Source organism: Nocardia sp. NPDC051052 (assembly GCF_044456045.1).
Taxonomy (GTDB): Bacteria; Actinomycetota; Actinomycetes; order Mycobacteriales; family Mycobacteriaceae; genus Nocardia.
Window position 1 is genome coordinate 52,243 of record NZ_JBITFL010000002.1, and the last position, 26,150, is coordinate 78,392.

At 66.2% G+C, this 26,150-nt stretch carries 26 protein-coding genes; 12 read left to right on the forward strand and 14 right to left on the reverse strand.

What is annotated here, in order from left to right:
• Nucleotides 1-212 precede the first annotated feature (212 nt).
• The 5 genes from ACIBCN_RS05280 to ACIBCN_RS05300 form a co-directional block, all read right to left on the reverse strand.
• Nucleotides 213-1,355 (reverse strand): DSD1 family PLP-dependent enzyme, encoded by a 1,143-nt coding sequence (locus ACIBCN_RS05280; protein WP_396990246.1) that lies wholly within the window; start codon nt 1,353-1,355, stop codon nt 213-215.
• Nucleotides 1,352-2,314, reverse strand: a complete 963-nt coding sequence (locus ACIBCN_RS05285; RefSeq protein WP_396990247.1) for an ornithine cyclodeaminase family protein — start codon at nt 2,312-2,314, stop codon at nt 1,352-1,354. The genes ACIBCN_RS05280 and ACIBCN_RS05285 overlap by 4 nt, the downstream gene beginning before the upstream one ends.
• On the reverse strand, nt 2,311-2,964 hold the full coding sequence (locus ACIBCN_RS05290) for a transcriptional regulator (RefSeq protein WP_396990248.1): 654 nt from the start codon (nt 2,962-2,964) through the stop codon (nt 2,311-2,313). Before ACIBCN_RS05290 ends, ACIBCN_RS05285 begins: the two co-directional genes overlap by 4 nt.
• 215 nt (nt 2,965-3,179) lie before the next feature.
• A complete protein-coding gene (locus ACIBCN_RS05295) occupies nt 3,180-3,632 on the reverse strand; it encodes an SRPBCC family protein (protein WP_396990249.1) in 453 nt (150 codons plus the stop codon).
• A gap of 132 nt (nt 3,633-3,764) precedes the next feature.
• On the reverse strand, nt 3,765-4,028 hold the full coding sequence (locus ACIBCN_RS05300; RefSeq protein WP_396990250.1) for a hypothetical protein: 264 nt from the start codon (nt 4,026-4,028) through the stop codon (nt 3,765-3,767).
• 139 nt (nt 4,029-4,167) lie between these two features.
• On the opposite strand from ACIBCN_RS05300, the gene ACIBCN_RS05305 reads away from it, so the two are divergent.
• From ACIBCN_RS05305 to ACIBCN_RS05340, 8 genes are all read left to right on the forward strand, one after another.
• Nucleotides 4,168-5,067 carry a LysR family transcriptional regulator gene (locus ACIBCN_RS05305; RefSeq protein WP_396990251.1) on the forward strand — a complete coding sequence of 300 codons (900 nt, stop codon included), beginning with the start codon at nt 4,168-4,170 and terminating at the stop codon, nt 5,065-5,067.
• A 133-nt stretch (nt 5,068-5,200) separates the two neighbouring features.
• Nucleotides 5,201-6,544 (forward strand): S8 family serine peptidase, encoded by a 1,344-nt coding sequence (locus tag ACIBCN_RS05310; RefSeq protein WP_396990252.1) that lies wholly within the window; start codon nt 5,201-5,203, stop codon nt 6,542-6,544.
• A gap of 89 nt (nt 6,545-6,633) precedes the next feature.
• A complete protein-coding gene (locus tag ACIBCN_RS05315) occupies nt 6,634-7,044 on the forward strand; it encodes a hypothetical protein (protein WP_396990253.1) in 411 nt (136 codons plus the stop codon).
• 8 nt (nt 7,045-7,052) lie between these two features.
• Nucleotides 7,053-7,715, forward strand: coding sequence for a guanitoxin biosynthesis heme-dependent pre-guanitoxin N-hydroxylase GntA (gntA, locus tag ACIBCN_RS05320; protein ID WP_396990254.1), 663 nt, complete (start codon nt 7,053-7,055; stop codon nt 7,713-7,715).
• Between the two features lie 109 nt (nt 7,716-7,824).
• Nucleotides 7,825-9,849 (forward strand): hypothetical protein, encoded by a 2,025-nt coding sequence (locus ACIBCN_RS05325; RefSeq protein ID WP_396990255.1) that lies wholly within the window; start codon nt 7,825-7,827, stop codon nt 9,847-9,849.
• A 34-nt stretch (nt 9,850-9,883) separates the two neighbouring features.
• Complete coding sequence (locus tag ACIBCN_RS05330) at nt 9,884-12,007, forward strand: hypothetical protein (protein WP_396990256.1); 2,124 nt, start codon at nt 9,884-9,886, stop codon at nt 12,005-12,007.
• 14 nt (nt 12,008-12,021) lie between these two features.
• Nucleotides 12,022-13,083, forward strand: coding sequence for a hypothetical protein (locus ACIBCN_RS05335; protein ID WP_396990257.1), 1,062 nt, complete (start codon nt 12,022-12,024; stop codon nt 13,081-13,083).
• Nucleotides 13,084-13,155: 72 nt separating this feature from the next.
• On the forward strand, nt 13,156-14,838 hold the full coding sequence (locus tag ACIBCN_RS05340) for an ABC-F family ATP-binding cassette domain-containing protein (protein ID WP_396990258.1): 1,683 nt from the start codon (nt 13,156-13,158) through the stop codon (nt 14,836-14,838).
• 33 nt (nt 14,839-14,871) lie between these two features.
• On the opposite strand, the gene ACIBCN_RS05345 is transcribed toward ACIBCN_RS05340, so the two are convergent.
• A complete protein-coding gene (locus ACIBCN_RS05345; RefSeq protein WP_396990259.1) occupies nt 14,872-15,234 on the reverse strand; it encodes an STAS domain-containing protein in 363 nt (120 codons plus the stop codon).
• Between the two features lie 193 nt (nt 15,235-15,427).
• Between ACIBCN_RS05345 and ACIBCN_RS05350 the strand changes: the two genes are divergently transcribed.
• Nucleotides 15,428-15,778 (forward strand): helix-turn-helix transcriptional regulator, encoded by a 351-nt coding sequence (locus tag ACIBCN_RS05350; RefSeq protein WP_396990260.1) that lies wholly within the window; start codon nt 15,428-15,430, stop codon nt 15,776-15,778.
• Nucleotides 15,779-15,804: 26 nt separating this feature from the next.
• Here ACIBCN_RS05350 and ACIBCN_RS05355 read toward each other — a convergent pair whose 3' ends face one another.
• The 3 genes from ACIBCN_RS05355 to ACIBCN_RS05365 all read right to left on the reverse strand — a co-directional run bounded on the left by ACIBCN_RS05355 (nt 15,805) and on the right by ACIBCN_RS05365 (nt 18,773).
• The gene (locus tag ACIBCN_RS05355; RefSeq protein WP_396990261.1) at nt 15,805-16,671 is read right to left on the reverse strand and encodes an SAM-dependent methyltransferase; all 867 of its coding nucleotides are present in this window, start codon (nt 16,669-16,671) and stop codon (nt 15,805-15,807) included.
• Nucleotides 16,672-16,780: 109 nt separating this feature from the next.
• Nucleotides 16,781-17,326 carry a helix-turn-helix domain-containing protein gene (locus ACIBCN_RS05360; protein WP_396990263.1) on the reverse strand — a complete coding sequence of 182 codons (546 nt, stop codon included), beginning with the start codon at nt 17,324-17,326 and terminating at the stop codon, nt 16,781-16,783.
• Nucleotides 17,319-18,773, reverse strand: a complete 1,455-nt coding sequence (locus ACIBCN_RS05365; protein ID WP_396990264.1) for an FAD-dependent monooxygenase — start codon at nt 18,771-18,773, stop codon at nt 17,319-17,321. The genes ACIBCN_RS05360 and ACIBCN_RS05365 overlap by 8 nt, the downstream gene beginning before the upstream one ends.
• Before the next feature lie 130 nt (nt 18,774-18,903).
• Between ACIBCN_RS05365 and ACIBCN_RS05370 the strand changes: the two genes are divergently transcribed.
• Nucleotides 18,904-19,869, forward strand: coding sequence for an Lrp/AsnC family transcriptional regulator (locus ACIBCN_RS05370; RefSeq protein ID WP_396990265.1), 966 nt, complete (start codon nt 18,904-18,906; stop codon nt 19,867-19,869).
• Nucleotides 19,870-19,987: 118 nt separating this feature from the next.
• Nucleotides 19,988-20,638 carry an NAD(P)H-binding protein gene (locus ACIBCN_RS05375; protein WP_396990266.1) on the forward strand — a complete coding sequence of 217 codons (651 nt, stop codon included), beginning with the start codon at nt 19,988-19,990 and terminating at the stop codon, nt 20,636-20,638.
• 9 nt (nt 20,639-20,647) lie between these two features.
• Here ACIBCN_RS05375 and ACIBCN_RS05380 read toward each other — a convergent pair whose 3' ends face one another.
• From ACIBCN_RS05380 to ACIBCN_RS05390, 3 genes are all read right to left on the reverse strand, one after another.
• Nucleotides 20,648-22,162, reverse strand: a complete 1,515-nt coding sequence (locus ACIBCN_RS05380) for a GMC oxidoreductase (protein WP_396990267.1) — start codon at nt 22,160-22,162, stop codon at nt 20,648-20,650.
• Between the two features lie 21 nt (nt 22,163-22,183).
• On the reverse strand, nt 22,184-22,993 hold the full coding sequence (locus ACIBCN_RS05385) for an acetoacetate decarboxylase family protein (RefSeq protein ID WP_396990268.1): 810 nt from the start codon (nt 22,991-22,993) through the stop codon (nt 22,184-22,186).
• A 204-nt stretch (nt 22,994-23,197) separates the two neighbouring features.
• Nucleotides 23,198-23,674, reverse strand: a complete 477-nt coding sequence (locus tag ACIBCN_RS05390) for a MarR family winged helix-turn-helix transcriptional regulator (protein WP_396990269.1) — start codon at nt 23,672-23,674, stop codon at nt 23,198-23,200.
• Nucleotides 23,675-23,715: 41 nt separating this feature from the next.
• On the opposite strand from ACIBCN_RS05390, the gene ACIBCN_RS05395 reads away from it, so the two are divergent.
• Nucleotides 23,716-24,627 carry an alpha/beta hydrolase gene (locus tag ACIBCN_RS05395; protein ID WP_396990270.1) on the forward strand — a complete coding sequence of 304 codons (912 nt, stop codon included), beginning with the start codon at nt 23,716-23,718 and terminating at the stop codon, nt 24,625-24,627.
• 20 nt (nt 24,628-24,647) lie between these two features.
• Here ACIBCN_RS05395 and ACIBCN_RS05400 read toward each other — a convergent pair whose 3' ends face one another.
• Both ACIBCN_RS05400 and ACIBCN_RS05405 read right to left on the reverse strand, forming a co-directional pair.
• On the reverse strand, nt 24,648-25,283 hold the full coding sequence (locus ACIBCN_RS05400) for a hypothetical protein (protein ID WP_396990271.1): 636 nt from the start codon (nt 25,281-25,283) through the stop codon (nt 24,648-24,650).
• 117 nt (nt 25,284-25,400) lie between these two features.
• On the reverse strand, nt 25,401-26,084 hold the full coding sequence (locus ACIBCN_RS05405; protein WP_396990272.1) for an LGFP repeat-containing protein: 684 nt from the start codon (nt 26,082-26,084) through the stop codon (nt 25,401-25,403).
• Nucleotides 26,085-26,150: the final 66 nt, after the last annotated feature.

A 26,150-nucleotide genomic window follows, 5' to 3' on the forward strand; every position in this document is an offset into this window, starting at 1 on the left:
AATTCGAGGGAACTCAGCGAACTGTTGCACAGCAATTTCACACCCTCAATACCCCTGTTTCATGGGCCTGCCGGATCACCGCGAAATGCACACCAGCGCTGCTCGAAATCTCCACAAATTCGCCACAAAAATACCGCCGCCACCCGCTATCGTCGACCCGGTGTTCGTTTCCGGTGAAACCCCTTGTTGTGCAAGCCCATAAAACGAGGATTTCACCAACCGTTGTGGCGAATCCACACTGCGTCAATTGCGGGAGCGGTGGATGTACTCGTCGCGCTGTCGATCATGTGATAGAGGTGGTGCTGGGCAGCGGTGGCGCAGGCATGGTTGGGCAGGATGCGCAGGCGAGTGCCGATGGGGAGGTCCGGGAGGTCGCCGGGGCTGCCTGGGCGGCGGGACAAGATGCCGTGTTCCTGGCTGGCCCCGGTCATGAGCAGGTCCGGGATCTGTTGGCCCGCAAGGTCGGTGACGAGACCATAGCCCTGGTCGATAGGCTGGCGCTGGGTGCCGCGGTCGCGCGAGGTGGCCATCCAGCCGCCGTCGGTGATGATCCAGTCTTTGCCGGGTTGATGGCCGATCACGGTGACGACCACCGACAGCGCGAGATCCTCGGGGGTGCAGACGCCGATGCCCGCCATGACGAGGTCGAAGAAGACGTAATTTCCGGCTCGGACCTCCGTTATCCCGGCGAGGCCGGTGGCGCCGTGCGCGGTGGGAGTCGATCCGACGCTGACAATCGGACAGGAAAGTCCGGCGGCGCGGAGAGCGCCCGCCGCGGCGACCGTGGCATCGCGTTCGTTGTCGGCGGATTTCGCCAAAGCGTCAGGCGTATAAGCGAAGTAGGACTCGCCCGCGTGACCGAGTACTCCGGCGAGATTGCCGACGAGGATCCGGCCGATCTCGACCAAGGCGGGGTCGGTGGGCAAGACACCGCCACGGTGACCGTCGCAGTCGATCTCGATCAAGGTCGGAATCCGAATACCGTGTTCGTCGGCGAACTCCGTGACGGCCCGCGCTTGGGCCGGACTGTCGAGCAGGGCGGTGAGGGCGACGCCGCGGCGAATGAGTGCGGCGACGCGCGGCAGTTTGTGCGGGTCGATACCCACGGCATAAAGGATGTCGTCGTAACCCCCATCGGCGAAATACTCGGCCTCGCTCAGGGTAGAAACGGTGATCGGCCCTGGTCCGGCGCCATGCACGCGCCGGGCCACGTCGATGGACTTGCTGGTTTTCACATGGAGGCGCAGCGGTACGCCGAGTGTGTCCAGGTGTTTATGCAGCCGTTGGATATTGCGGTCGAGTCGGTGGGTGTCGACGACGGCGAAGGGCGTGTCGGGAGTATTCAGAGTGATCACAAGAATTCCTGCGTGTTGTGCCTGCGCAGCAATGCGGCGGCGAGGGTGAGGTCTTGCAGAGCGAATCCGGAGCTGTCGAACACCGTGATGTCGTCGGGTAAACACCGGCCCTCGGCGGCACCGGTGAGCACGGCGCCCAGCGGGGTGGGCACGGCCGGGCCCGCGTGCTGGAACTCGCCGATGGCGCGGGACTGATCCGGCAGATCGCAGAACAAACGCGCACGGTCGTACAGCTCCGGCGGCAGTTCCTGCTTGCCGGGGCCGTCTGCACCCATCGCGGAAATGTGGGTGCCCGGTGCGACCCAGGCGGCCTCGAACAGCGGACCGCGGGCGGTGGTCGCGGTGACGACGATGTCGGCGGCGGCGACCGCAGTGCGTGTCTCGGCAGGTTCGGCGGGTAAACCCGTGTAGGCGTTGACATCTCGGGCGAAGTCGCGGGCGGCGTCGGCGCGGCGGCCGACCACGAAGACCTGCTCGATCGGTCGCACCCTGGTGACGGCACGCACCTCATACAGCGCCTGGTTGCCCGTGCCGATGACGGTCAAGGTACGTGCGTCGCGTCGAGCCAGCGTGTCGACGGCGAGCGCGTCCGCGGCAGCGGTGCGATAAGCGTTGGCGGTCCCCGCCTCGACCACGGCGGCAAGGCGGCCGGTCGCGGGGTCGAGCAGCACGATGGTCGAGTTGTGGCGCGGTGCCCCGACCTTGTCGTTGTCAGGCCAGAAGCTACCGACTTTGACGCCGACCAGCTCGCCCGCCGCGCCGGATTTCAGAGTGAACCGGTTGGCCGAAATCTGCCCGATCACCACGGGAAACGCCGTCCCCGTCGCGCTGGCCAGGAACGCCTCGCGCGCAGCCAGCAAGGCGAGTTCCTCGTCGATCAAGGACGCCGACTCGGACTCGGTGATCAACACCGGAGCGGCGGCGGGTGGGCGGTTTGCCCGAAAGACGGTGTCGGTCATGGCTGTTCGCTGTCCTTCTTCACGGTGGCCAGGTCGTTGTAGAGGCCGGTGCGGGAGATACCGAGGCGCTTGGCCACCCGCGCGGGCGCACCGCGCAGCGCGAACACGCCCGCGTCGTTCAGCGAACGGACGAGTTCCAGCCGTTGGTGGCGCCCCAGCGCCGAGGCGGGCACCGCGTTGGTCCGTTCGGCTCGCTCGATCAGCGACTCCAGCACTTGGTCGAGCTCACCGGAGAAATCCGTTGTCGGCACGGGCGTTTCGGCGACCACGGACAACCCGAGCAGATCCGACAGGACGCCCGTCGCCCGGTTGATCGCCGAGACGTCGATGTTGATGCACAAGGCGCCGATCAGCGTCCCGTCGACGTCGTGCAGCGGCAGCGTGGTGCATTTCAGCAGCCGCCCGTCCTGCGCGCGGGTGAGGTAGCCGACGTCGTTGCGCGCTTCCGCGCCCGCGGCCAGCACCCGCAACCCGATCTCGCTCATGGCATCGCCGACCTCGCGGCCGGTGACCGAACCGGCGACCGCGGCCACCGACCGTTCCGGGTCGCGATAGTCGTGCAGCACCACCTCGCAACTGCGCCCGAAGGTGGCGGCGATGCCATCGACCAAGGGCCGCAGCGCGCCGAACACCGCGTCCGCGGTGCTCATTTCGCACCCGCCACGACGATGCTCAGCCGTGCCGCCACCAGCAAGAGCGCCACAATCATCTCGATGACTCCTTAACAAAGTGTCCAGTTCTGAACAAAGTGTCACACACTAGGTACGACAAAGCCACCCGGCCGTTCGGCAAGGCAGGTGAGCAGCAACAGAACCGACCCGAGGGCAGCCACTCCCTTATTTCGCGCGGCTGCCCATGGTCACACTTACCGCGAACCCTTCGTCAAGTCAGCCTCCGCGGCGGCGAGCACCTTCCCGAAGATGTAGGCCACCCCCGGCTTCACCAGAACACGGCTCAGCGTCGCCGCGAATGGCAGCCGCACCTCCGCGCTCGTCGTCCACACCACCCGCGTCCCCCCGGGCACCTCGGTGAACGTCAGCTTCCCGCCTTCGTGACGAGACGGTGGAAAGCTGCGTTCGACCAGGTAGCCGAACTCACGCGGCGGGTCATAGGAGGTGATTCGCTCCCGAAACCAGCCCACCACCCAGAGCAGCCGACGCACCGCGTTGCGGCCGTAAGGCGCGCCTTCCCCCGGCACGGCAAGTTGTTGACGCAAGACGACCCACGTCGCACGTGGATAGTTGCTCGCGTCGGCCAGCCACTCGAAGACGTCCTCGGCCGGCGCCGCGATGATGCGTTCGACGGTGATGGTTTCCATGGCGACCCTCTCCCCAGTAGGTCCCCCGATACTACGCTCCGTAGTACTTCTGCCACAATCACCTTCGCCCACAACCGAACCCCCCGCCGGATGAGCAGCACGGCCGCCGCCCGGGTTCCGGCCCGGCACGCGTCAGCGAATCCCCATCGATCTGGGCGCGCACTCGACTCGAGGCTGCGGCGGGCGGGACACAGGTACCACGAGAAGCCCTAGACCTGCCAGGGCGAGGAGCAACGCCAACGGTTGCATGCCGATCAGTAGAGCGAGCGCCGCCAGGAACAGCGCTCGGCGGCCGAAGATCCGCAGTAGCCGCGTGAAATCGGCAGCGGGTTCATCGATGGCACCGGCTTTCCCGATCGGCAGCAGTTCATCAGAGTTCGTGGCAGGACGCGTCATCACCGCACCTCCCTCTCAGTGTTCACGGGGCCGCTGCATTCGAAATCAGCACGCCAGAAACAAGAGTCGCTGAACGGGCGACCTCCGCACAATGCGCAATCCGTGCACACAGCCTTAGGCACCAACATAGGCTGACGAGGTGCACTACGACCTGGTCGACCTGCGACTGTTTCTCGCCATCGTCACAGAGGGATCCATCACGGCGGGCGCGCGGCGGATGCATCTGAGCTTGCCTTCGGCCAGTGCCAGGGTGCGCGCGTTGGAGCATCAGGCGGGCCTGCCCCTGCTGATCCGCGGTCGGCGGGGCGTGCGCGCGACCCCGGCAGGCACCACCTTGGCTCGGCACGCGCGAGAAGTGTTGCGGCACACGGCCCGATTGGACAGCGCGCTCGCCGGATACACCCGTTCGCCCGAGGCCTCGCTGACCCTGCTCGGCGGCGGTGGTGCGATGCACCGGATCATCCCGCAAGCCTTGATCACCTTCCTACGCGCAGAGCCCGGCATCGATGTCGTTGTCGCCGAGCGCCGTACGCCCGAGATGGTGCGAATCCTCACCGACGGCGCCGCCGACCTCGGCGTCGTGATCGACAACGAGGCAGGCGACTGCGGCCTGGAGGTCGAGCCGCTATGCGACGGTTCGCTCGTGGTGATCGGCCAGGCGGGCGGGATCCTCACCGGGCGAACCACATTGACCTATCGGGAGGTCGCCGAACACCCGCTGGCCGGCCTGGACACCGGTTCCTCACTACAGCAGTGGATCGAGCAGAACGCCGGTGTGCACGGCGGCCCGCTCCCCCGCTATCGCACCCGCGTCGCGAACCTGACCACCGTGATCACCCTCGTATCCGCGGGCGTCGGCCTGGCCATCGTGCCGCGCAACGCGGTGGTCGCCGACCGATCCGTCGAGGTATGCGAGCTTTCCGACGCATGGTCGCGCCGCCATCACCTGCTGGCCTGGGGTGCCAAGGCGAGAACCTCGTCGACCGCGCTCGCCGCCCTCGCCGACCACATCCGCCGCGCCGCCGCCCACGCTCACTGAGCTGCCGAGAATCGAGTACCCGCCTACGCTGTTTCCGGCTCTTCGTACTACCTACGGTCGTGAAGGAGAACTCGGCTTGCCGAGGCGTGATCGCACGCTTCTCGATATCGCAAGGCCAGATAGGTGGATCGAAATGTCCGACGAATACGCACCGGGAAAGGTGGTCGTAGAGCTCAGCGCGGATGCGAATGCTCTTGTCTCAGAGTTCATCACCGACACCGTCGAGGGGGGCGCCTATATCGGTTTCGGGATCGAAACCGTCGACAACGTCCTGGCCTCGTTGCCCGTGGAATCGATCACCCGGCTCTATGCCGAGGTGGAGCCCTACGAGGTGGATCCCGACCTGCTGAGCAGCATGCTGGCCACCTATGTGATCCGGCTGTCCGAGGACACCGACATCGACGCCACCATCGACACGCTCATCGAGCTGGACGAGATCTCCTACGCCGAGCCCGCCGGCCTCTGCGACCTCGCGGCCATTCCCAACGACCCGAGCTACGGTGACCAGTGGGGCTTGGACATGATCAACGCACCACTTGCCTGGGATCGCCAAAAGGGTTCTGACACAGTAAAAATCACGATCGTCGACTCCGGTTGCGACAGCAATCACCCGGATCTCGCACCGCGACTCGGCACGTCGACGCGAGGCAAGGGCTGGGACTTCTGCGAGAACCCCGCCGTCGGCCCCGGCCAGCAGCGGGTCGGCGACTTCACCTCGCCGGACGGCGACCCCCAGGACGAGATCGGGCACGGCACAGCCATGGCGGGCATCATCGGCGCCGCCACCGATAACGGCATCGGCATCGCCGGGGTGACGTGGGGCTGCCGGCTTTTCGCGGCCAGGGCCGTCTGCCGAACCACCACCCCCGCCGGCGGCGTCGGCAGCGGTTGCAATACCGACGAGCTGGCGAAGGCGATCCAATGGGCAGGCGAGTACTCGCAGGTGGCCAATGTCAGCCTGGTCAGCCTGATCGGCGACACGAAGCACCTCAGGGACGCGGTCAACTATGCGCTGCAAGCGAATACGACCGTGGTCGCCGGCATGGGCAACGACAACTCCAATATCCTGCGCTATCCCGCCGCCTACGACGGCGTCATCGCCGTCGGCGCGGTCAACAAACTCCGATACCAGTGGATCGCTGGTCCGGGTAGCGGGTCGAACACCGGAAATCATATGAGTGTCAGCGCGCCAGGCTCGAAGATCAAGACCCTCGACCTGTATTCCACCTGGGGCTCGCCACAGTACGCGGAAGTCACCGGCACTTCCCCGGCCGCCGCCTTCGTGTCCGGCATCGCGGGCCTGCTCTACTCCTGCAATATCAACATCACGCCGCGTCAGGTCAAGCAGATCATCGAGCAAACGGCTAGTCACACCGTCGCCGACCCCGGCTGGAGCTGGCCGAACGCCGTATACGGCAACGGCATCGTCGACGCCAAAGCCGCGGTCGACCGGGCCATCGACGGCCCACTGCCCTGAGCAGGTGGACGAGTAGCCGGCTACGCGTGTGCCGGCCGCGACTCGGGCCTAGCGTCCGGGAAACAACCCAGTTCAATCAAGGAATCGCTATGACAATCAACGCCACTTACACCCTGACCGGAACCGATCTGCACCTGACCTACGCTGCCGAATCCGGCAGCCTGGACATCACGCTCGGCGACTCGTTTTCGCCGTTCAACGCCACCCACCAGCTGCAAAGCACACCGGCCGACCATGAGCCGGGCACCGGCATCGTGCTCACCGGCACCATCGAGCACCGCAGCGTCGGGCGCGGCGGGCCGATCGTGCGGACCGCACGGCTCACCGTTTTCCTACCGGATGCTCCCGAACCCGGCTCCGCGGCAGTGGAATTGGCCGCGACCGGCGCCGTGGTGACCAGCAACCCGGAGGCGGGCGGTGACGCGGCCCCGCAGTATCAGGCGGCGGGACTGACCGGCACCGTGACCGTTCCCGCGGCGGCGCCCGCCGGACGGTTCTGACCGCGGCCATGACGGCGGATCGACAGTCGTCGATCTCGGCGCTGTTTCGGGAAGCGATACTGCGCGAAGGCTTTCCGTGCGTCGGCGCGAGGTCCTCGGTTCGCCGTGAGCTCTGCCGGATCCGGGTCTACGACGAACTGGGCGCGGCGGACAGCGCTCGCGCGGGCTGCGGCGACCTGGCCGATTTCGCCCGCGATCTGCCCGAGGCCGGGTTCGCCGCGTTCGTCGCGGCGTTCACCGGTCCGCCGGTGACCTCCGAGGCGCATTTCGAAGACCTACTGTGGCGGCATCTGCAGCACCTGCACGACTTCGATATCCGTTCTTTCCCTTGGGATTCGGAAACCAGCCCCGATCCGATGGATCCGTGGTTCTCGTTCAGTATCGGCGGGCATGCCTACTATGTGGTCGGCTTGCATCCGCTCGCTTCCCGGATGGCCCGCCAATTCTTTTGGCCCACTCTTGTTTTCAATCCGCACACACAATTCACGCGGCTGCGCGAGCAGGGCCTGCTCGATTCGTTCAAACGCCGCATCCGGTCCCGTGACATCGCTGTACAAGGCTCGGTGAACCCCATGTTGCTCGATGCCGCGTCGGGATCCCAGGCCAGGCAGTATTCCGGTCGCGCGGTGGCCCCGGATTGGCAATGCCCGTTTCGCCCGAAAAGCGAGTAGTCGCTACTCGCGATAGTCCACCCGATCAGGATCACGCTGATTCGACAATCTCGCACCGGACATCGGGGCCGTGCGGAACCACTCGCAATACCACGGCAGGAATTTCGACATGGCAGACTTCGTCTCCGGAGTCGGACCGCTCTTCGGTCCGGACTTCGTCGTTGTGACGGTGAACGACGAGACCGGGAAAAGATACGATGTGCAGGTCTACCCCGACGCACACAATCCCGAATTACGACAGGCCGGACAGCCGACCCAATACTACTTCCAGCCTTCCCGAGTTTACTTGGCGCGCAAGCACGATACGCCCGACGAGTACGACTTCCAGATGACGTTGTTCAAGGGTCTGCTCGACGAGGAATCGAGTGTCACCCCGGAGGAACTGCGCGATGCGGTGACCGAGATCGGCGGCGGATTCTGCACGTTCTCCACCACATTCGCGATTCCGGACAGCGTGATCGAGGGCGTGCTGCAGAAGCTGAAGCAGCACGAGCACGGTATGCCCGGCCCGCGCCTCGCGCAGTACTTCAACTTTCAGGCCAACGACCCCGCCCCCGTTCTCGGTATCGTCCCGATCACCGACAGCGCCGTGGTGTGCGCGGTGCCCGACCCCGCCGCGGTCGGCCATCTGCTGAATATGACGGCCCAGTACAGCGGTAAGGGCAGCATCGAACAGCACGGCATCTCCACCTTCCTGATCAGCTGCAATCTGGTCGCGGCGGGTGCGATCGCCAGCGCGCTCAAAGCAGGTACCTCACCGCCGTTCACCGTCGCCAACACCTTGCAGGAAGCGTTCTACATCAACGGCGTAACGGTCGTGGTGAATATCGACGTGGACAAGGTGTACGACTCGTTCTCCGCCGCGGTGTCCTCGGGTTCATTTTTCGGGATCACCGACCTCGAGGCGGAATACGCCTACAGTTCCTGTGTCACCTCGGGCGGAGTCACGACCCATATCACCCAGAACGGCGCGATTCTCGACGAGCAGACCAAGAAATGGGTCACCGAGAACGTCGACATGATGAAGAAGACCGCGATGGATCTGGTCAAGCAGGAGATCTTCGACTGGGATCCGAGCAAGACCGACAGCAAGGCGGCGGCGAATCGCGGCTGGTTCAGCCAGGTCTTCGGCGGCACCTCGGTGTCGCTGAAGTCGACGCACGAGCGACGAGCCATCCATTTCAACCAGACGCTCATCCTGGACGAGACCATCGCGGTGAGCCAGACCGTCAGCGGCGATCTGAACGATCTGCTGCCCGCGGTGCGCGCCGACCTCAACAAGTACCTGTTCATCATCGATATCGGTGAGTTCTTCAAGAAGATTCAGGTGGCCGCCGCCTGCCAGGTCGATTTCAACGCGCCATCCGAGTTGCGTGATCCGCTGCGGGCCGTGCAGCTCGAGGTCGGCTACCCCGACTACTCTCGCCCGGTCGAAGACGGTCAACCCAATCTCCGGATGCTCGGCCAGGGCCAGCACTATATTCCGGGCCAGCTCGCGCCGAGCGGGCCGGTGCGGCCGGCGATCTGGACCGACGCCAACGAGGCCGACTACGTCAACGTTTCCTTTCTGCGCCTGGACAATCCGGTGCCGGGCTGGCCGACGGACCAGGTCAAGCTGCGTCGCAAGCTGGTTTTCGACGGTCGCGACCCCCGGGTGAGTCTCTCGTCCGCGATGGCACCGCACGATCCCGCGATCGCGGAGATCGAGGAGCTGACCACCAGCCACAGCCAGATTCTCACGGCCGCCGCCGTCGGCTATATCTTCGTGCGTTTCTACCTGCATCCGGCGAAACTGCCGCCGAACATCACAGTGTCGATCACGCCGACGATCGGCGCGGATACCTACCCGCCGATCTCGGTGCACCAGGGGAATCAGACCGACGCGCTGTGGGAGGTGTTCACCGACAAGTACGACGCCGAGAGCGAATTCAGCTACACCATGAAGGTGGTCGTCGACGGTGTGGACTTCCTCGACGAGACCATCATCTACTCCACCGCGACACCGGTGAAAGTTCCACTGCCGCTGGGTCGCATCAAGTATGTGCCGCTGTTGGACGCGCCGCTGCCCGCGGCACCACCCGACAAGGTCGCCACCATCAGGGACTACGTCAACAGGGCTGTCGCCAGCGCCTGATCGCTTGCGACACAACGGAACTACGGAGCAAACAATGCCCGACGCCATAATCGAGCCTGTCGGAGGCGGTCTGGGTGAGGGTGACCGTGACCTTTTGATAGACAATGCCTTCGACGATTTCGTCGCGAGCGGGGCGACGCCATGGCTGCTGGCCCGGATCGGTCCCGGCATCTACGACAACAGCATTTACCCGATGCCGTACCCGCAGGACGGTTGGGATATCCCGTGTTTGCGCTACGAGAGCGCCACTCCCGGCCTGCTGGACAGCGTCTCGGGTCCTAGTTGGTACCTGCCCGGGTTCGCGCTGGTCGCCGACGATCCGGCGTTCAGCTTCGCCGCGGTCCAGTCCGGTGTCGATCCGCACGGTGATCCGTTCAACCGCGCACGACTGACGTTCTCGGTGAGCATGCGGATGCCGGACAACATCGCCGCGCTCTACCGCGAATCCCCGGACCTGCCCCCGCGACTGGTCGCCGATCTGGAGGTGCGGCAGTTCACCCTGTCGCTACCGGTGACCGACTCCGACGGGAACCCGCAGATGCTCACCGCGACGAGCGGCGCGAGCTACACCGATGCCGGAACCATCAGCGCGACTTTCGATCTCATCGGCGATGCGGTCGAGGCCGCCTATGTGCACCTGACCCGGAGTGGCAACGCGGTATTGGGGATCGCTGTCAGCTACAGCGTCTACAAGATGGTCCTGGTCACCGCCCCCGACGTGGGCTTCCCGATACACAGGCCGATCTTCCACGGCTACCAGTTCCACGTCTTCGGCGACGGTGAACACGGCGAGTACGAACCCGCTGAGCCGGTCCTGGGATCGTACCGATTCATGCCGGTGACCGCGCGCGTCCAACGCTCGACCGCGCTGCGGCTGACGTTCGCGACGGATACCTACCGGAGCCGGTTCACGATCACCGCCGACGGCACCACCCGGCCCATCATCGACAGCGCCGATCTCAGCGAATTCGCGGGCGTCCGTTCGGAATACCGCGAGCTGACCACGCTCGGCAATGTGTCCGACCGCTACCCGACGCTGCGCAGACTCTACTTCGGTCAGGTCAGCGGGACGGTGGTCGCGGTGCCCGCGGCCTACGGCATTGTCCGGGGCGCCAAAGGCCTTGCCGCGGTCTGCGATTCCATCGTCGACGACTCTCCCGGCAGCCTCACCGGCTGCCGCTTCCACTTCACCTTCCTGCTCGCGCCGCTGGCCGATCCGATCGATCTCGCGCAGTTGGCCGCCGACCTGCCCGGTATTCCCGAGGCTGCCGGCCGGCGGCTGCGGCTCACCCTGCCAGTCGGGCTCGATCCACACCATCCCGGCACTCTGGACGGCTTCCCCGCCGCGACAGCGGTTTTCGCCGATGGTGTGGCGGCGCATACGGTGCAGGCCGGTGTCGACATCACCGATGACCGGTCCACTCCGGCCACCACCACGGTCAACCTGTTCCTCCAGCAGCTCGCCACCAGGGGGCCCGCGCCGTTGTTTGCCGCGCTCGCGCTCCGGCTCGACGATGCGTTCCCCGGGCTGGTGCGGACACAGGCCACGTTCAATCTGCACCAAACGGCGGACTCCGATGACCTGACCGCCGCGATTGTCTCGTCGGTAGTCCAGGTCGCCAACCGCGGGCCGCTCGACCTCGTGCTGCACCGATTGGGCCTGCTCGGTCCGGCCCAGCCGACCGTCATCGGGTTGGCCGACCGGGCGCTGCCCGCCGGACAATCGAGCGCGCTGCCCGGTGATGCCTCGCACGCGACCGGCGCGGTCGTGTCACGGACGCTCGATATCCCAGTGCCACTGCCGAAGTCGGGCCTGCGCAACTACGTCACCTTCAATACGACCGTCATCCAGCAGGTGCAGCATCCGCTCACCATCAATGCGGCGGGACTGAACTTCGACGCCACCGGCATCACCCGCATGGACGTCCAGATCTCGGTCGACGACGATCCCCGGATCGCGATACCCGCACTCAGCTTGAGCCCGGCGCATCCGATCGATTTCGTCCATGTCTTGATCCCGCTCGGCTCCGCCGTCACCGGCCTGGACTGCACCGTCGTGTTCACCCTCAGCACCACCGCCGGGACGCGCGCGGTGCGCCGCGGCCACGATTTCGTCGACGAACCGATCTTCGTCGTCACCGGCAACACGCTCGTTTGACCAAGGACGCCGCCATGCCAGCACCCGCCGGGCCCCTCTTCGGACCGGATGCCCTCGTACTCCCCTCCGGTGCGCCTACTTTCGATATCCGCGTCTTTCCCGACGCGCGCAATGCCGAACTCGCGGCCGCCGAGCAACCGACCCGGTACTACTTCCAGCCCGGCACGGTCCTCCTCGCCCATCGCGACGGCGCACCCGAGCTCGACTTCTCGATGAACGCACTCGCCAAGCGACCTCGCCCCGGCTCCCCCGCGGTCGAATACCTCGGCGGCACCTGCACCTTCGCTACCACGCTCGCCCTGCCCGTGTCCGTGCCGACCGACGTCCTCGACACGATCATGCGCCACCACCACCCCGACCCACCCGCGCGCATCGCGCATCTGTTCAACTACCGGCCCACCGCGCCGACCCCGCAACTGGTGCCGGTACCGATCACTCGCAATACCGTGTCGTGCGCGGCCGCGCACACCCGCGACATAGCACTCACCGCCCAATACAGTGCGGAGGGAAGTATCGAAATCCACGGCCACAACACGTTTCTCGTCTCGTGCGACGCGGCGGCGACCGAGGAGATCGTGCAGAGCATGCGTAACGCGACGCCGCCGCCGCTCGCGGTGACCAACACCCTCACCGAGCAATTCGACACCGGCGCAGCATCATTGACCATCGATTTGCAGATAGATCTCGACCGCCTGTACGCCGCATGCGTGGCGGACAGCAGCGTCACGGCGGCGGCCGTGTACCGGGCCGGACAGGCCGCTGACGCAATACGGCACCAGATCACCGACGCCGTCGGCCATCCCATCGATGCCACCCTGCGCGAATGGCTGGACCGCAGCGACGCCCTTCCGGCAACAGTTTTCGACATGGTCGCCGGCGAACTGTTCGACAGCGGACCGAACGGACCGGCCCTGAAGACCGACCGTGCCCCCTCGGGATCCGTGCTGCGACAGTCATCCACACTGTGCGGACAGATTTCGGCGCAGCACACCGTCACAGCCGAATTCGACGATCTGTGCGCCGCGGTGAAGCACGATATCGATCGCTACCTGACCGTTCTCGACATCGGGATTTAATTCGGCATCCTCGCCGACGGCACCGAAACCGAGTTGCGCGGCCCGGCGCCGGTGGGGTTGGCTGGCAGTCCCATGGCGCACATAGATATCGCGGATCTCGACTACTTTCTCCCCGATGGGCGACAGTTGCTCGACGGGGTCGGCTTCCGGATCGGCGAGGGCGTCAAGGCCGCGCTGATCGGGCCGAACGGCACCGGGAAGACGACGTTGCTCGGGCTCATCGCCGGCGATCTCACTCCCGACGGTGGCGCGGTGACCCGGTCCGGGAATCTCGGCGTCATGCGGCAGTTCGTCGGCCAGGTCGACGACGAGTCCACCGTACGTGACCTGCTCGTCGCGATCGCGCCACACCCGATCCGGGCCGCCGCGACAGCGCTCGACGCCGCCGAGAACACGTTGATCGAACGGGACGAGCAGTCGACCCAGCTCGCCTATGCGCACGCGCTCACGGACTGGGTCGATGTCGGCGGATACGAGACCGAGACGTTCTGGGACCGGGTGACCATCGCCGCCCTCGGCGTCCCGTTCGATCGGGCCAAGTGGCGGGCCGTGCGCACCCTCAGCGGCGGCGAGCAGAAACGTGTTGTGCTGGAGGCGTTGTTCGCGGGACCGGACGAGTTGCTGCTGCTCGACGAGCCGGACAATTACCTGGATGTGCCCGGCAAGCAGTGGCTGGAACGGACGATCGCCGAATCGGATAAGTCGGTGCTGTTCGTCAGCCACGACCGCGAGCTGATCGCGAATGCCGCCACCAGGATCGTCACCCTCGAACCCGGCGTCAGCGGCGCGACCGCGTGGATTCACGGCGGCGGCTTCGCCGGGTATCAGCAGGCGCGCGAGGACCGCAATTCCCGCCTGGCCGAACTGCGCAGGCGCTGGGACGAGGACCATGCCAAGTTGCGTGCGCTTGTCCTGCGGCTGCGGGAGAAGGCCAAGTTCAACGACGGTGTCGCGGCCCGCTATCACGCCGCGCAGACCAGGTTGGCCAAGTTCGAGGACGCGGGGCCGCCCGAGTCGGTTCCGTTGCGGCAGAACGTTTCCGTGCGGTTGCGTGGCGGCCGGACCGGACGGCGATCGCTGGTGTGCACCCAACTCGAGCTCACCGGATTGATGCGGCCGTTCGACGCCGAGATCTGGTACGGCGATCGCGTTGCGGTGTTGGGCGCCAACGGATCCGGCAAGTCCCACTTCCTGCGGTTGCTTGCGGCAGGCGGCTCCGATCCCGAGAGAGAGCACCGGCCCGTCCAGGACATCGATCTGGTGCCCGTGCCGCATACCGGCACCGCCGCGCTCGGCGCCCGGGTCCGTCCCGGCTATTTCGCGCAGACCCATTCCCGGCCTGATCTGTCCGGCCGAACGCTGGTGGAGATCCTGCATCTCGGCAACGAACACCGGGACGGGATGGGTCGGGAGGCCGCGAGCCGGGTGCTGGACCGCTACGGGCTGGCCCGCGCCGCCGAACAGCGCTACGACGACCTTTCCGGTGGGCAGCAGGCCAGGCTGCAGATCCTGCTGCTCGAACTGTCCGGGGTCACCATGCTGCTGCTCGATGAGCCGACCGACAACCTGGACCTGCACTCGGCCGACGCACTCGAGCAGGGCATCGCCGAGTTCGCGGGCACGGTCATCGCCGTCACCCACGACCGCTGGTTCGCCCGCGAGTTCGACCGCTTCCTGGTATTCGGTTCCGACGGGGCAGTCTACGAACGCGCCACACCGGTCTGGGACGAGACGCGGGTGCACCGATCGCGCTGAATCACGCGGTAACGCGTTGTGCCAGTGACGAACTCATGCGACGTTCGGCGTATCACCCGAGGTCAGCGCGTCGCGTATGTTGTCGAAGACCTCGAGCACCGCGTCGAGCCCGGTGACCTCGATCGGACGTCGAACCTGTGCCGAGGCGACCACCCGGAATCCACCCTTCGCGGACGCCTCTGCCGCCAACAGCAGCACGCTGAGCCCCGCGGATCCGAAGAACCGCACGCTGGACAGGTCGACCACGAGCAGCGCGGGTTTGTTGCCGAGCGCGTCCTCGATCCCCGACCGCAGCTGTGGCGCCGACGCCGCGTCGACCTCGCCATCGACGGTCAGCACCGCGGCCGAGCCGACCTGGTCCAGGTGGACATGCAACGCGCGAGACTCGGCGCTCATCGTCTTACCGCCGTAGCGGTCTTACTGCCTGTTGCGTGGAGTTCTGCAGGCCAAGCATCCATCGGCATCACCATCTCCGTTGTCAGATCAGATAACCTATGCCATCTGGAACAGATTTGTTCTAGCATTCTAGACATGTGAGCGCAAGTGCCTAGAATAGAAAACCTGCTGTGCCCCACAGATGAGGAGAGCGATGCCACCGGAGACCCAGCACGGATCACATCTACCCGACCCAGGCCAAGCGGTCTACGGGATCTCGGTGGCCGCCGACCTAGCCGGGATCGGCGTGCAAACGCTGCGACTCTACGAACGCCACGGCTTGCTCACCCCCGCGCGCAGCGACGGAGGCACCCGCCGATACAGCGGCGACGACATCGCCCGCCTGCGACGCATCGCCACCCTGGCCGCCACCGGCGTCAACCTCGCGGGCATCGCCCGCATCCTCGACCTCGAAGACGCCAACGCCACCCTGCACACCGACAACGACCGGCTGCGCGGCGACAACACCGCTTTACGCGAGACGCGCAGCGAGACAGCCGGATAACGAACACATCTGCGGCGTCCCGAGGTTCAGGGTTTGCGCAGAATTCCGCCGTATTCGTAGACGTTGCTGCGACGTTCGGTGGCCCCGACGTATCTGAGCAGCGGCTCGGGCACCGCTTCCAGCGGCGGCTGGGCCGGGTCGGGACGCCAGTCGACGAGATTGACCAGACCGGGGTCGACCGGTTCGAGGCCGTCGAACAGCGCGTCCACCTGCGCGGGCGTCCGGCTCTGCCACGGTATTCCGGAGCCGTCGATCTTCGAGGCGAACGACGCCCCCAGCGCGGCGTCGTCGCTGACGACCTGAGAGAAGACGAGGTGGCTGCCCGGCACCGCGACGGTATCGATGATGTGCCGCAACACCTGCCGCGCGCCCCGACCGACCTTGTCGACGTCTTTGAGGTGATGGCCGACCGACAGGTACAGCACGGCGACCGGCTGAGTGAAGTCGATCAGGCCCTCGACATCGGGATCGGCGAGAATCAGTTCCGGCAGGCGCATGTCGGCGGTGACGACAGTGGTGCTCGCTTTGGCGTCGGCCAGCAGTGCGCGGCCGTGCGCCAGCACGATGGGGTCGGCATCGACATAAACAACCCGCGCGTCCGGGTTGAATCGCTGGGCGACCTGATGGACGTTGTTGTCGGTCGGCAGCCCGCATCCCATGTCGAGAAACTGGCTGATGCCCGCTTCTTGCACCAGATATCGGACTGCGCGATAAAGGAATTGGCGATTCTGCCGGGCGATGTCGACGCACTCCGGAAATCGGCCCAACATATAGAGCAGGATGTCCTGGTCGGCCGGATAGATATCCTTCCCACCGAGCATCCACCCATACACCCGCGCCGAAGACGGCCGGCTGAACGAAACCGCCGGACCGCTCCTGTTTCCCGAGCCCATCAGACGTCCTCTCACCGTGCGCCATGCAGCTGAACGGCGGCTCTACCGTGGTGGCCTATGCCACATCGAGCACGACAACCGGATTCGAGTCATCAGCCGCTGCACGCGTTCAACGAATATATCCGCACGCCGCCGATTTGGACGCAGAGTGCGAACTTTGGGACGAATTGCGATAAACCGACGGGCGGGTGCCGGTGTGCCGTAAGAATGCGGTCGAGAGGGCGCCCGCGCTGGCGAAACCGCAGCGGCTCGCGACCTGGCCGACAGTCAGGCCGGTACGGCGCAGCAACTGTTTCGCCTCCTCGATCCGCAGGCGGGTGAGGTGCTGATAGGGCGTCTCTCCGGTCTCCTTTTTGAACACCCGGACGAGGTGGTAGACGCTCAGGTGCACCTCGGCGGCGATGTCGGCCAGGGTGATCGGATCGGCGAGCCGCTCGCGCATCATCGCGGCGGCCGATTGAACGCGCGCGTCCTCCTGTGGGGGCGTGCGATCGGCCACCCGACTCATCTGCGGGGTGAGGACAGAGAGATAGACCAGCCCGCCGATGAGTTCCGCCGCGAGTTCGGCCAGCTCGGTTGCGATTATCCAGCCCGCGCTGTGCCCGGCCGCTCGGGCGAGCGGACCGGGCGTGAGCGTGCTCAGCTGTTCAGTCATGAGGTATACCGAACCAGTGGCCGAGCGCTGATGCCAAGCCGTCGATGCTGTGGTCGGCGCCGGCGGCCCAGCACACGTAGCCGTCGGGTCGGATGAGCATCGGCTCGGTCTGGGCACCCTGGCCCGTGCGATCCACCCGATCCGACCACGGGTCGGCGATCTCGGCGAGGGTCCCGGACGGGTCGAGCAGAATGCCACGGCCGGAACGCAACAACTCGTGCAGCCGGGCCGAGCCGAGCTTCAGGTCCGGTGCGGGCAGGCCGACGAGCGTCTGGTCATCGGCGCCGGGCATCGGGTAGCGGATGCCCATCCCGGACAGCATGTCGTCGAGGTGGTACTGGACCTCGCGCAGTTGCGCCAGGGACGCGAACAACTCCTTGGCGGCGGCCACGTCCGGGTCGCGGGTGCCTTCCCGGTCCATCAGCAGGCTTTGCGCCTGGACGTTGCGCAACACGGCGGCCGCGACCGGATGCCGTTCGGTGTGGTAGGTGTCCAGCAGGCGGTCGAGGTCCGAATCACGCACCGCGGCACCGAGTTTCCAGCCGAGATTGAGCGCGTCCTGGATCCCGGTGTTCATCCCTTGCGCGCCGATCGGCAGATGGACGTGCGCGGCGTCGCCGGCCAAGAACACGCGCCCGTGCCGATATCGGGCGGCCTGCCGGGCCGCGTTGCTGATGCGGCGGGCGTAGCGCAGTTCGAGCAGCCGCACCTGCGCGCCGAATACGCTGCGCAGGCCGTCCCGGATCTCGGCCTCGGTGACCGGGACATCCCTGGCCAGGGACCGGTTGGGCCCGCTGAGGGCAAGACGGTGCAGCGGCCTGCCCTGCGGGTCGGTGCCCAGCGGAAACACCTGCGCCGAGTGGCCGTCCTCGCTCCACATCTGGGTCAGCATGGGAACGTCGCCGTCCAGCCGCACGTCCGCGGCGACCGCGGTCACAGTGCCTGCGCGGCCGGGGAATTCGGCGCGTAGCAGCGACCGCACCGTGCTGCGCCCACCGTCGGCGGCCACGACGTATCGGGCATTGATGGTGAGGTCACCGGCGAAGGTCGCCCTCGCCCCGTTGTCGTCCTGAACGAGGTCGATCAGTTCGTGACCGCGCCGGACGTGGATGCCGTGCGCGGCCAGGTGCGCTTCGAGCACACCCTCGATCACCACCTGCGGGATGGACCGCCACGGCAGCTGTCGCCTGCCCGTCGTGAGCGAGAGCGGGATACCGGCGAAGTGCGCGGTGCTGATCTGGTGATTTCCGGTGGCCAGCAACGGTTCCAGCAGACCTCGCTGATCGAAAGCCTCCTGGGTCCGCGACTGCACGCCGCCCGCCTTGGACAACCGGCTGCGCTCGGCGAGCTTGTCGACCAGCACGACCGGCACTCCCGCGATGCGCACTTCGTTGGCCAGCGTCATGCCGGTCGGCCCGGCGCCGACGACGAGAACTTCGGTATCCATTGGATCTCCCTCTGTGGCAATGCGTTTCGGTCTCTCCGACCGGACACGGGTAACGATGCGCCGGTCTGGACGGCCGAGCCAGCAACCGGCCGCATTGTGCGGACATCTGACCGTGGCTACCGTCTGTGTGGTGGAATCCGACATCGACGAGCTGGACCGACGCCTCGTGCACGCGTTGCATATCGACGGCAGAGCCGCTTTCAGCGCTATCGCCGAGGTGCTTTGCGTGTCGGATCGCACCATCGCCCGCCGCTACGCCCGGTTGCGATCGATGGGAGCGGTCCGGGTGATCGCCGCGGTGGACCCGGCGGCGCTGGGTGCGACGATGTGGTTTCTGCGGGTCCGCTGTGCACCGGGCGGGGCCGTCCCGATCGCCGAGGCGCTGGCCCGGCGACCGGATACCACCTGGGTGAGTCTGTACTCCGGCGGCACCGAAATCACCTGCGCGGTCCGCACCGAGAACGAGGCCGACAGCGAGACGCTGCTACTCGCCAAACTCCCGCACACCTCGCGGGTGGAGGGGGTGACCGCGCACGCGGTGCTGCACGCCTTCTATGGCGGCTCGGACAACCTGATCGACAAGCTCGGGGTGTTGAGCGAGGCGGACGTCGAGCGGCTGCGCCCGGCTGCGGTGGCGTATCGACCGGGACCGGTGCGGCTCGACGACGGCGACCGGAAACTGCTCGCCACCCTGGCCGACGACGGGCGGGCCAAAGTCGAGCGGTTGGCCGCGGTGACCGGCTGGTCAGCGACGACGGTACGGCGGCGGATGGCCGAGCTGCGCGAACGTGGAGTCCTGTACCCGGACATCGATGTCGATTGGCGGCTGTTCGGACTCGGCGTCCGCACGCTGCTGTGGCTCTCGGTCGCGCCCGCGCAGCTGGCGGAGGTGGGCGCGGCCATGGCGCGACATCCCGAAATCGCTTTCGCCGCAGCCACAACCGGGCCGACGAACCTGTACGCCACCGCGATCTGTGCCGATCAGCGGGAGCTGTATCGCTATCTGACCACGCGGGTCGCGTCGCTGCCCGGCATTCACCATATGGAGACCGCGCCGGTGGTCCGGACCGTCAAACAGGCCGCGAACCAGGCTTAGCCGCCGTCGGATCCACTGTTCGTCGCCCGATTCGCCGGAATTCTCCTGGGTACTCACCCCGTTGATCACTGAGGTACGGCTTGACCGAAAACCGCACGCACTGAACGGAGCATCCACGATGGACGTTTTCATCATCGGCATCACCGGCGGCATCGGTGGTCTGCTCGCTGGGAAACTGCACCAGCGCGCAGACACCGTCCGCGGGCTCGTGCGCCGAGATGAGCAACGGGCCGAGCTCGCGACGCGCGGCGTGGACGCACACGTCGGCGATCTCGCGAGCATGACCGAGGAAGAGCTGGCGGCCGCCTTCGGCACCGCCGACGTGATCGTCGTCAGCGCCGGATCCAATGGCGGCACAAAGGAAGTCACGAAGGCTATCGACGGCGACGGCGTGACGAAGGCGATCAACGCGGCCCGCCGCGCCGGTGTCGAGCGCTTCGCCCTGGTGTCGGTGCTCCCCGAATCATGGCGGGAGCGGGACAACGGCGAGGAGGTCGAGTACTACTTCACCGTCAAGAAGGCGGCCGACATCGCGCTCAGCCGCAGCGAGCTGAACTGGCTGATCCTGCGTCCCGCACTGCTTCTCGACGGCGAAGGAACAGGCGCCGTCTCCCTCGGCCCCGCGGAGTTCCACGGCGAGATCACTCGCGATGACGTCGCCGCCACCCTCGCCGAACTACTCCACGAACCCCGCATCGGCCGGCAGATCCTCGAACTCAACACTGGCACAACGCCGATCGACAAAGCGGTCCGCACGAATGTCCGCTGACGGTGTCGGCTAGTGGGCGATCACCCGATCCAATATTCGTTCCGCGATCCCGGCGATAGTCAGTGAGGGGTTGGCGGCCGCGCAGTTTCCCGGGATCAGTGAACCGTCGACGACATACATATTCGGGTAGCCGATTACGCGGCCATCGAGGTCGGCAGCGAGACCGATCGGGACGCCGCCGAGCGGGTGGGCGGTGAAGGACATGCCCGGGGCGAAGGGAAATCCGCGTGCCGGTGTGTTCGCCCATCCACCCGCCCGTTCGTGTACGCGGAGCGCGGCCGACAGCGAATCCTGCCAACCGGCCGGCGCGAACGACAGCCGCGGCTCGGTGCCATCAACCGTCCAAGAAGTGCGATTCTCCCAGTCCGCGGTGGTCGACAATTGGGCAAGAATCGGCGGCTCGCCGGGTGGCCCGGGCAGGCTCACGGCTTCGACACGGATCGGCGGATAGTCGGGTTCGTCGTCGACAACGGACGAGCTGACGATCGCGCTTGCCTGCGGGCCAGGGATATCCAGGGTGTCGGCGAATCGCCAGGTCATCTGATCGCCGTTGTCGCCGACATTTGTGCCGACGTGCTCGTTGAGGTCGGGCAGGCCGCCGCAGGCCCGCGATCGCAGGAGGAGCCGAGTGGTCCCGATAGCTCCGGCCGCGAGGAACAGTTGGTCGCAGGTGTAGGTTTCGGTGCCGCCTGCTTCGTTCATCACCTCGACATCGATGACGAATTTGCCGTTTTCGTAGGCGATATTCCGGACGTCGCGCAACGGCGACAGTCCCCAGTTGGGGAATTCCGCCGCCCAGCGGAGATAGCTTCGAGTGACGGATTTCTTGGCGGTATCCCGGTTCCAGGCCATCGCCGAGTCGACGGCGGCCGATGCTTTACCCGTGCGGTCGAATACCTTTCGCACGATGTCCCAGTCGAAAGTGGACAGCACCGGCGCGGTCGCCATCCCGGCGCGAGCCAGCTGGGCGCCAGACGACCGCAGGTGCGCGAAAGGTGCGCGGGCGAGGAGGTCGTCCGGGACCTGTGTCGCAGCCAATCGCGCGATGACACGCGGCCAATACACCGATTCCAGCTCGTCGTAGCTCAGTGCCGCCGGAAATATCTTCTCGAAATACCGGCGAACCGGCGCCACGGTGGCGCCCGCGTACACAATGGACCCGCCGCCGACACACGCCGCGGTCGCGACACCGACCGTGCCCGCGATATACGGCTGCACCAAGCCCGGTGTCCGGGTCACCGTCGGCTCCCAAAGCCATTGGGGGTCGCGATAATCCAGCGCGGAGTCGAACACAATCGCGTCGTCGGTTTGACTCCAGCCACGACCACGCTCGAGGGTGCGGACGTCGACTCCCGCCGCGGCCAACCGGTATGCGGCGATCGCCCCGCCGAACCCGCTGCCGATCACGATCGCCTGATGGTGCGTCCGGGTCTCCGCCCGCGCCCGCGCCGGGAGCAACAGCGGCGCATTCCACGCCGCGGCGGCCAGCGCCGCTCCGCGCACCAGCACCGTGCGACGGTTCACTGACGATCGGTGCATCGGGCGTTAATTCATGCCCGGCTTGTCGAAGCCGAGATTGTTGAAGGTGATGTATCCGCCAGGGAATATGCCACTGGGTAGCATTGCGCGCAGCTCATCACTACCTTCTGTTTTGACCGTGATGAGGGCGAGTTTCACCGTCGCCGATGTGCCACCGAGACGTAAACTGCGCATTTTCTTCGTGCCACACTCGGGAGAGGGTTGTTCAAAGGACAGTTGCTCGGGCATCTGCACATATCCGAGGAAATTGGGCAGGCTCATCGGAACGTCGAAAAGCAATGGGCGCGACGACACCGTGACCGACCAACCCGGGCCAGTGGCGGTGAGAGTTTCACCGATGCGCGGGGTGCCCGTGAAGTCGGCGAGCGATTTGGGAAAGCCCCAATTGTTCCGCCCGTTCTTCGCGGTCTCCGGGCTGTCCACCACCATGAACGGTGAATGCGCGAACATGCCCGGATTCTGCGCGCGGGCGTAGGTCAGCAGGCCGGAAATCTCGTTGTACGGACCGACCGGAGTCTGCGAATACCTGGTGGCGAAGCCATAACTCGCCAGCGGCAGGGCGCCCCCGGAGATCTCCTTCGGCAGCAGCGCGGGACCGCCGATTCTGGGTGCCATTGCCCAGATGAGCAGGCCGTCGGTCGAGGTCAGATCCCATGGCGAGGGAACGTCCGGACCCTTGCGGATCTTCTCTCGCATCTGATCGGTCAGCCTGGCCTCCGGGATGGTCGAGTTTATCGACTCCCAGGCGTTCGTATCACAATGATTCGGCGCGGCGACCGCGGCCGGACTCGTCATGATAAATCCGGCGACCAGCACCGCGGCCAGAATGCTGCCTGCCCCGCGATTTCGCTGCGACAGACCCCGACTACCGCTCGGCCGCATAATCGAATAAAGGGTCACCGAATCTCCTTTCCTTGGCAAACGAACCGTATCAGCCCCAATACAGACGTGCCGGACAGAAGTCCGATTCTGGAAACAGCCATTAGTTTTACTTAAGTCCAGTTAAATATAAGCCGAGAATCAGCCCGCGGGCAGGCCGACCTGGTCACGCTCGAGCGCACCACGCAGTTGCGAAAGGGCCTGCGCGACAACAGGCAACGAAGACCGAGTGAGCGTGGCACCGAGCAATTGGGTCAACTGCTCGTCGAAGGTTTCCTCCGCCGCCTCGACCAGGCGCACACCGTCATCGGTCAATGCCAACAGCGACGACCGGCGGTCCGACGGATTCGGTTGCCGCACAATCCATCCCTGCTTCTCCAGCCGATCGACCCCCTTGCTCATCGCGCCGACGCCCGCGGCGAACTCGGTCGCGAGGTCCGCCACCCGAGCCCCCGGATGAGCGCGCAGGAAGCGCAGCGACTCGAACTGCGAGGTGACGATCCCGTGCCGCTCTCGAAGACGATCGTTCAGCGCGTTGTAGAGCCGCGTCTCACACCGGACCAGATCGGCGAACAAGCCGGGCAGGTCGACAGCATCGCCCATCGATGTATATTCCATGGCATATACTGTACTGGAAGATACTGTCAGGGAAGGTGCATATGAGCATGCAACAACGCGCGACGATCGACGCGCTGCTACGGCAGCCGCGACCCGCGGGGAACGGCTCGGTCGCGGAGATCCGCGCGGGATTCCGAGCGCTGATGGCCCAGATGAACGTGCCGACCGAGATACGCACCCGGACCACGACGCTCGGCGACCGGCCTGCCGTACTGGTAGAACCGGTGGACGCCGCCCGCGCCGGCACGATCCTGTATTTCCACGGCGGCGGTTTCGTCTTCGGTTCACCCGAGACGGCCATGCCGCTCACCGCGAACCTGGTGACCCGCACCGGATTTCGCGCCTATTCCGTCGACTACCGGCTCGCGCCCGAATACCCGTTCCCGGCCGCGATCAACGACGCACTCAGCGCTTACCGAGCACTACTCGACCGTGGCGAACACCCCTCGACCATCGCGTTCGCGGGCGACTCCGCGGGCGGCGGCCTGACCGTCACCACCTGCCTCACCGCCCGCGACGCCGGCCTGCCCATGCCCGCCGCGATCGTGGCGTTCTCCCCCGGCCTGGATATGACCCGCACGGGCGAAAGCATGGACACCAAAGCGGGCATCGACCCGCTGTTCACCCGCGCGAGCCTGGAGCACACCGGTGCCATGTACCTCGACGGACAGGACCCGCACCAGCCGCTGCTCAGCCCGGCGACCCTCGCCGACCTGAACGGCTTCCCGCCGATGCTGCTGCAGGCGGGCGCCAACGACCTGATCCTCGACGACGCCACCCGCTTGGCTACCCGCGCGCGAGCAGCAGGGGTGGACGTCATCCTGGACATCGCCGCCGATCTGCCCCACGTGTACCAATCCTTCACCGGCGTCCTCGACGAAGCCGACGAGGCGCTGGACCGCGCGGCGCATTTCCTCGGCCAGCGCGTCCGTAGTGGAGACCTCGGACGCTGACCAGGCGTTGGCGCGGCGGATCAGGCGTGTCCGCCCAACCCCGGCTTGTGCAGCTGCGGCTGGGTGCCGAAGGTGGGCCGGGCGGTGGTGTCCACCGGTTCCGCCACTACCGCGTCCCGCTTGTCCGTCCGAATAGCCCTGGCATCGACCTCGCGTCGCGCGAAGGCGATATCGCGGGCGGTACGCACCGACAGTCGGCCGAGCGAGGTCGCGGCGAAGAACAGGATCAGCGCGCCGAGACCGTAGAAGAAGGTCAGTTGCAGGAGAGCGCGTTTCAGGTCGGAGCCCGCGACCGGCTCGCCGGCGGCGCCGATGTTCAGCAGATCCGCCAGGAACGGTCCGATGATGAACCACAGGCCCGCCGCCGCTGCCAGCCAACCACCGAAGCCGGCCACCAGGCGGTTGCGGCTGGTCAACATCAGCCACCCGCCGACGACCGCGACGGCGCCGGGCAGCACCTCGAGCCAGCCGCGCGCCGAGGTCCACACCCACGAGTCATCCGGCGTGAACGCGAAGTGGAAGTACGGCCCAACGAACGGGATCAATGCGCCCCAGATCCCCAGCAGGAACACCGCGAGCCCGCCGAGGGCTCCCCGACTGCGCGGAATTCTGAGCGCCGGGCCGCGGTCCGCGGAAACGTTGTCATCGACGGTCATCAGAGCCTCCATTTGTCGAAGTAGCTGCTCCTACCGCCTACCCTCGCCGCACAAACTTATGCACGAGCTGCATAAATGGGTCGATATGGGCCGCAGTGCCTCGACCTGCCAACCGGATCAGCGCGGCTGCCATTCGATGCGGCCGCCCTGGAAGTCCTGGGCGCGGCCGCCGTTGTAGTCGTATTCGTCGCTGATCGGGTAGCCGTAGCGGCCGTTCTCCCAGTTCTGACTCGCCCAGGTCTCTCTGATCGCCCCCGACACCACGCGCGCCCCGGTATCGGCCGACCAGTAGATCGAACCACCCTGGAAATGCTGTCCGGCCCCGTTGTTCTTGGCGTGGAACTCGTCGACGGCCGGGAAGCCGAGTGGTCCGTCCTCCCAGGAGAGGGTGGCCCACTTGTCGCGGATCGCGCCCCAGGTGTTGTGTGCGCCGGTCGCGGCCGACCAGTGGATCGTGCCGCCCTCGAACTGGTTGAAACGACCCGGCTTTCGGGTCGGCATCTCCCTGCTGGTCGGGTAGCGCAGCGCGCCGTTCTCCCAGCCGAGTTCGCCCCATTTGGCGCGGATCGCACCGCCGATCTCATTGGCGTGACCGTCGGATACCAGTGGGTGCCAATAGATCGAGCTGTTCTTCTCGAACTCTTGCCAGCGACCGCCGCGGGCGGCATCGGTCTCCGCGTTCAGCGCGTTGCCGAAGAAGGCGACCCCACCGGCCTCGTCGTATTCGACCCGGATCGCGCCGTAGATCGGATACGGCTGCGCGGACGCCTGGGTGGGAGTCAAGGTGAGCGTGCTGAGCACCGCGAGAACAGTGGCGGCTCGGACTGCCCGGGCGGCTCGACGCCGGCCGTGCTTCGAAAATCGCGG

What these genes read in the sequence shown, in the direction of transcription:
- ACIBCN_RS05390 (WP_396990269.1), bottom strand. Translation starts at nt 23,674, where the DNA reads ATGGAATATACATCGATGGGCGATGCTGTCGACCTGCCCGGCTTGTTC.
- ACIBCN_RS05345 (WP_396990259.1), bottom strand. Translation starts at nt 15,234, where the DNA reads ATGAGCGCCGAGTCTCGCGCGTTGCATGTCCACCTGGACCAGGTCGGC.
- ACIBCN_RS05315 (WP_396990253.1), top strand. Translation starts at nt 6,634, where the DNA reads ATGACAATCAACGCCACTTACACCCTGACCGGAACCGATCTGCACCTG.
- ACIBCN_RS05350 (WP_396990260.1), top strand. Translation starts at nt 15,428, where the DNA reads ATGCCACCGGAGACCCAGCACGGATCACATCTACCCGACCCAGGCCAA.
- ACIBCN_RS05330 (WP_396990256.1), top strand. Translation starts at nt 9,884, where the DNA reads ATGCCCGACGCCATAATCGAGCCTGTCGGAGGCGGTCTGGGTGAGGGT.
- ACIBCN_RS05290 (WP_396990248.1), bottom strand. Translation starts at nt 2,964, where the DNA reads ATGAGCACCGCGGACGCGGTGTTCGGCGCGCTGCGGCCCTTGGTCGAT.
- ACIBCN_RS05335 (WP_396990257.1), top strand. Translation starts at nt 12,022, where the DNA reads ATGCCAGCACCCGCCGGGCCCCTCTTCGGACCGGATGCCCTCGTACTC.
- ACIBCN_RS05365 (WP_396990264.1), bottom strand. Translation starts at nt 18,773, where the DNA reads ATGGATACCGAAGTTCTCGTCGTCGGCGCCGGGCCGACCGGCATGACG.
- ACIBCN_RS05360 (WP_396990263.1), bottom strand. Translation starts at nt 17,326, where the DNA reads ATGACTGAACAGCTGAGCACGCTCACGCCCGGTCCGCTCGCCCGAGCG.
- ACIBCN_RS05300 (WP_396990250.1), bottom strand. Translation starts at nt 4,028, where the DNA reads ATGACGCGTCCTGCCACGAACTCTGATGAACTGCTGCCGATCGGGAAA.
- ACIBCN_RS05310 (WP_396990252.1), top strand. Translation starts at nt 5,201, where the DNA reads ATGTCCGACGAATACGCACCGGGAAAGGTGGTCGTAGAGCTCAGCGCG.
- ACIBCN_RS05285 (WP_396990247.1), bottom strand. Translation starts at nt 2,314, where the DNA reads ATGACCGACACCGTCTTTCGGGCAAACCGCCCACCCGCCGCCGCTCCG.
- ACIBCN_RS05340 (WP_396990258.1), top strand. Translation starts at nt 13,156, where the DNA reads ATGGCGCACATAGATATCGCGGATCTCGACTACTTTCTCCCCGATGGG.
- ACIBCN_RS05355 (WP_396990261.1), bottom strand. Translation starts at nt 16,671, where the DNA reads ATGGGCTCGGGAAACAGGAGCGGTCCGGCGGTTTCGTTCAGCCGGCCG.
- ACIBCN_RS05395 (WP_396990270.1), top strand. Translation starts at nt 23,716, where the DNA reads ATGAGCATGCAACAACGCGCGACGATCGACGCGCTGCTACGGCAGCCG.
- ACIBCN_RS05295 (WP_396990249.1), bottom strand. Translation starts at nt 3,632, where the DNA reads ATGGAAACCATCACCGTCGAACGCATCATCGCGGCGCCGGCCGAGGAC.
- ACIBCN_RS05400 (WP_396990271.1), bottom strand. Translation starts at nt 25,283, where the DNA reads ATGACCGTCGATGACAACGTTTCCGCGGACCGCGGCCCGGCGCTCAGA.
- ACIBCN_RS05325 (WP_396990255.1), top strand. Translation starts at nt 7,825, where the DNA reads ATGGCAGACTTCGTCTCCGGAGTCGGACCGCTCTTCGGTCCGGACTTC.
- ACIBCN_RS05375 (WP_396990266.1), top strand. Translation starts at nt 19,988, where the DNA reads ATGGACGTTTTCATCATCGGCATCACCGGCGGCATCGGTGGTCTGCTC.
- gntA (WP_396990254.1), top strand. Translation starts at nt 7,053, where the DNA reads ATGACGGCGGATCGACAGTCGTCGATCTCGGCGCTGTTTCGGGAAGCG.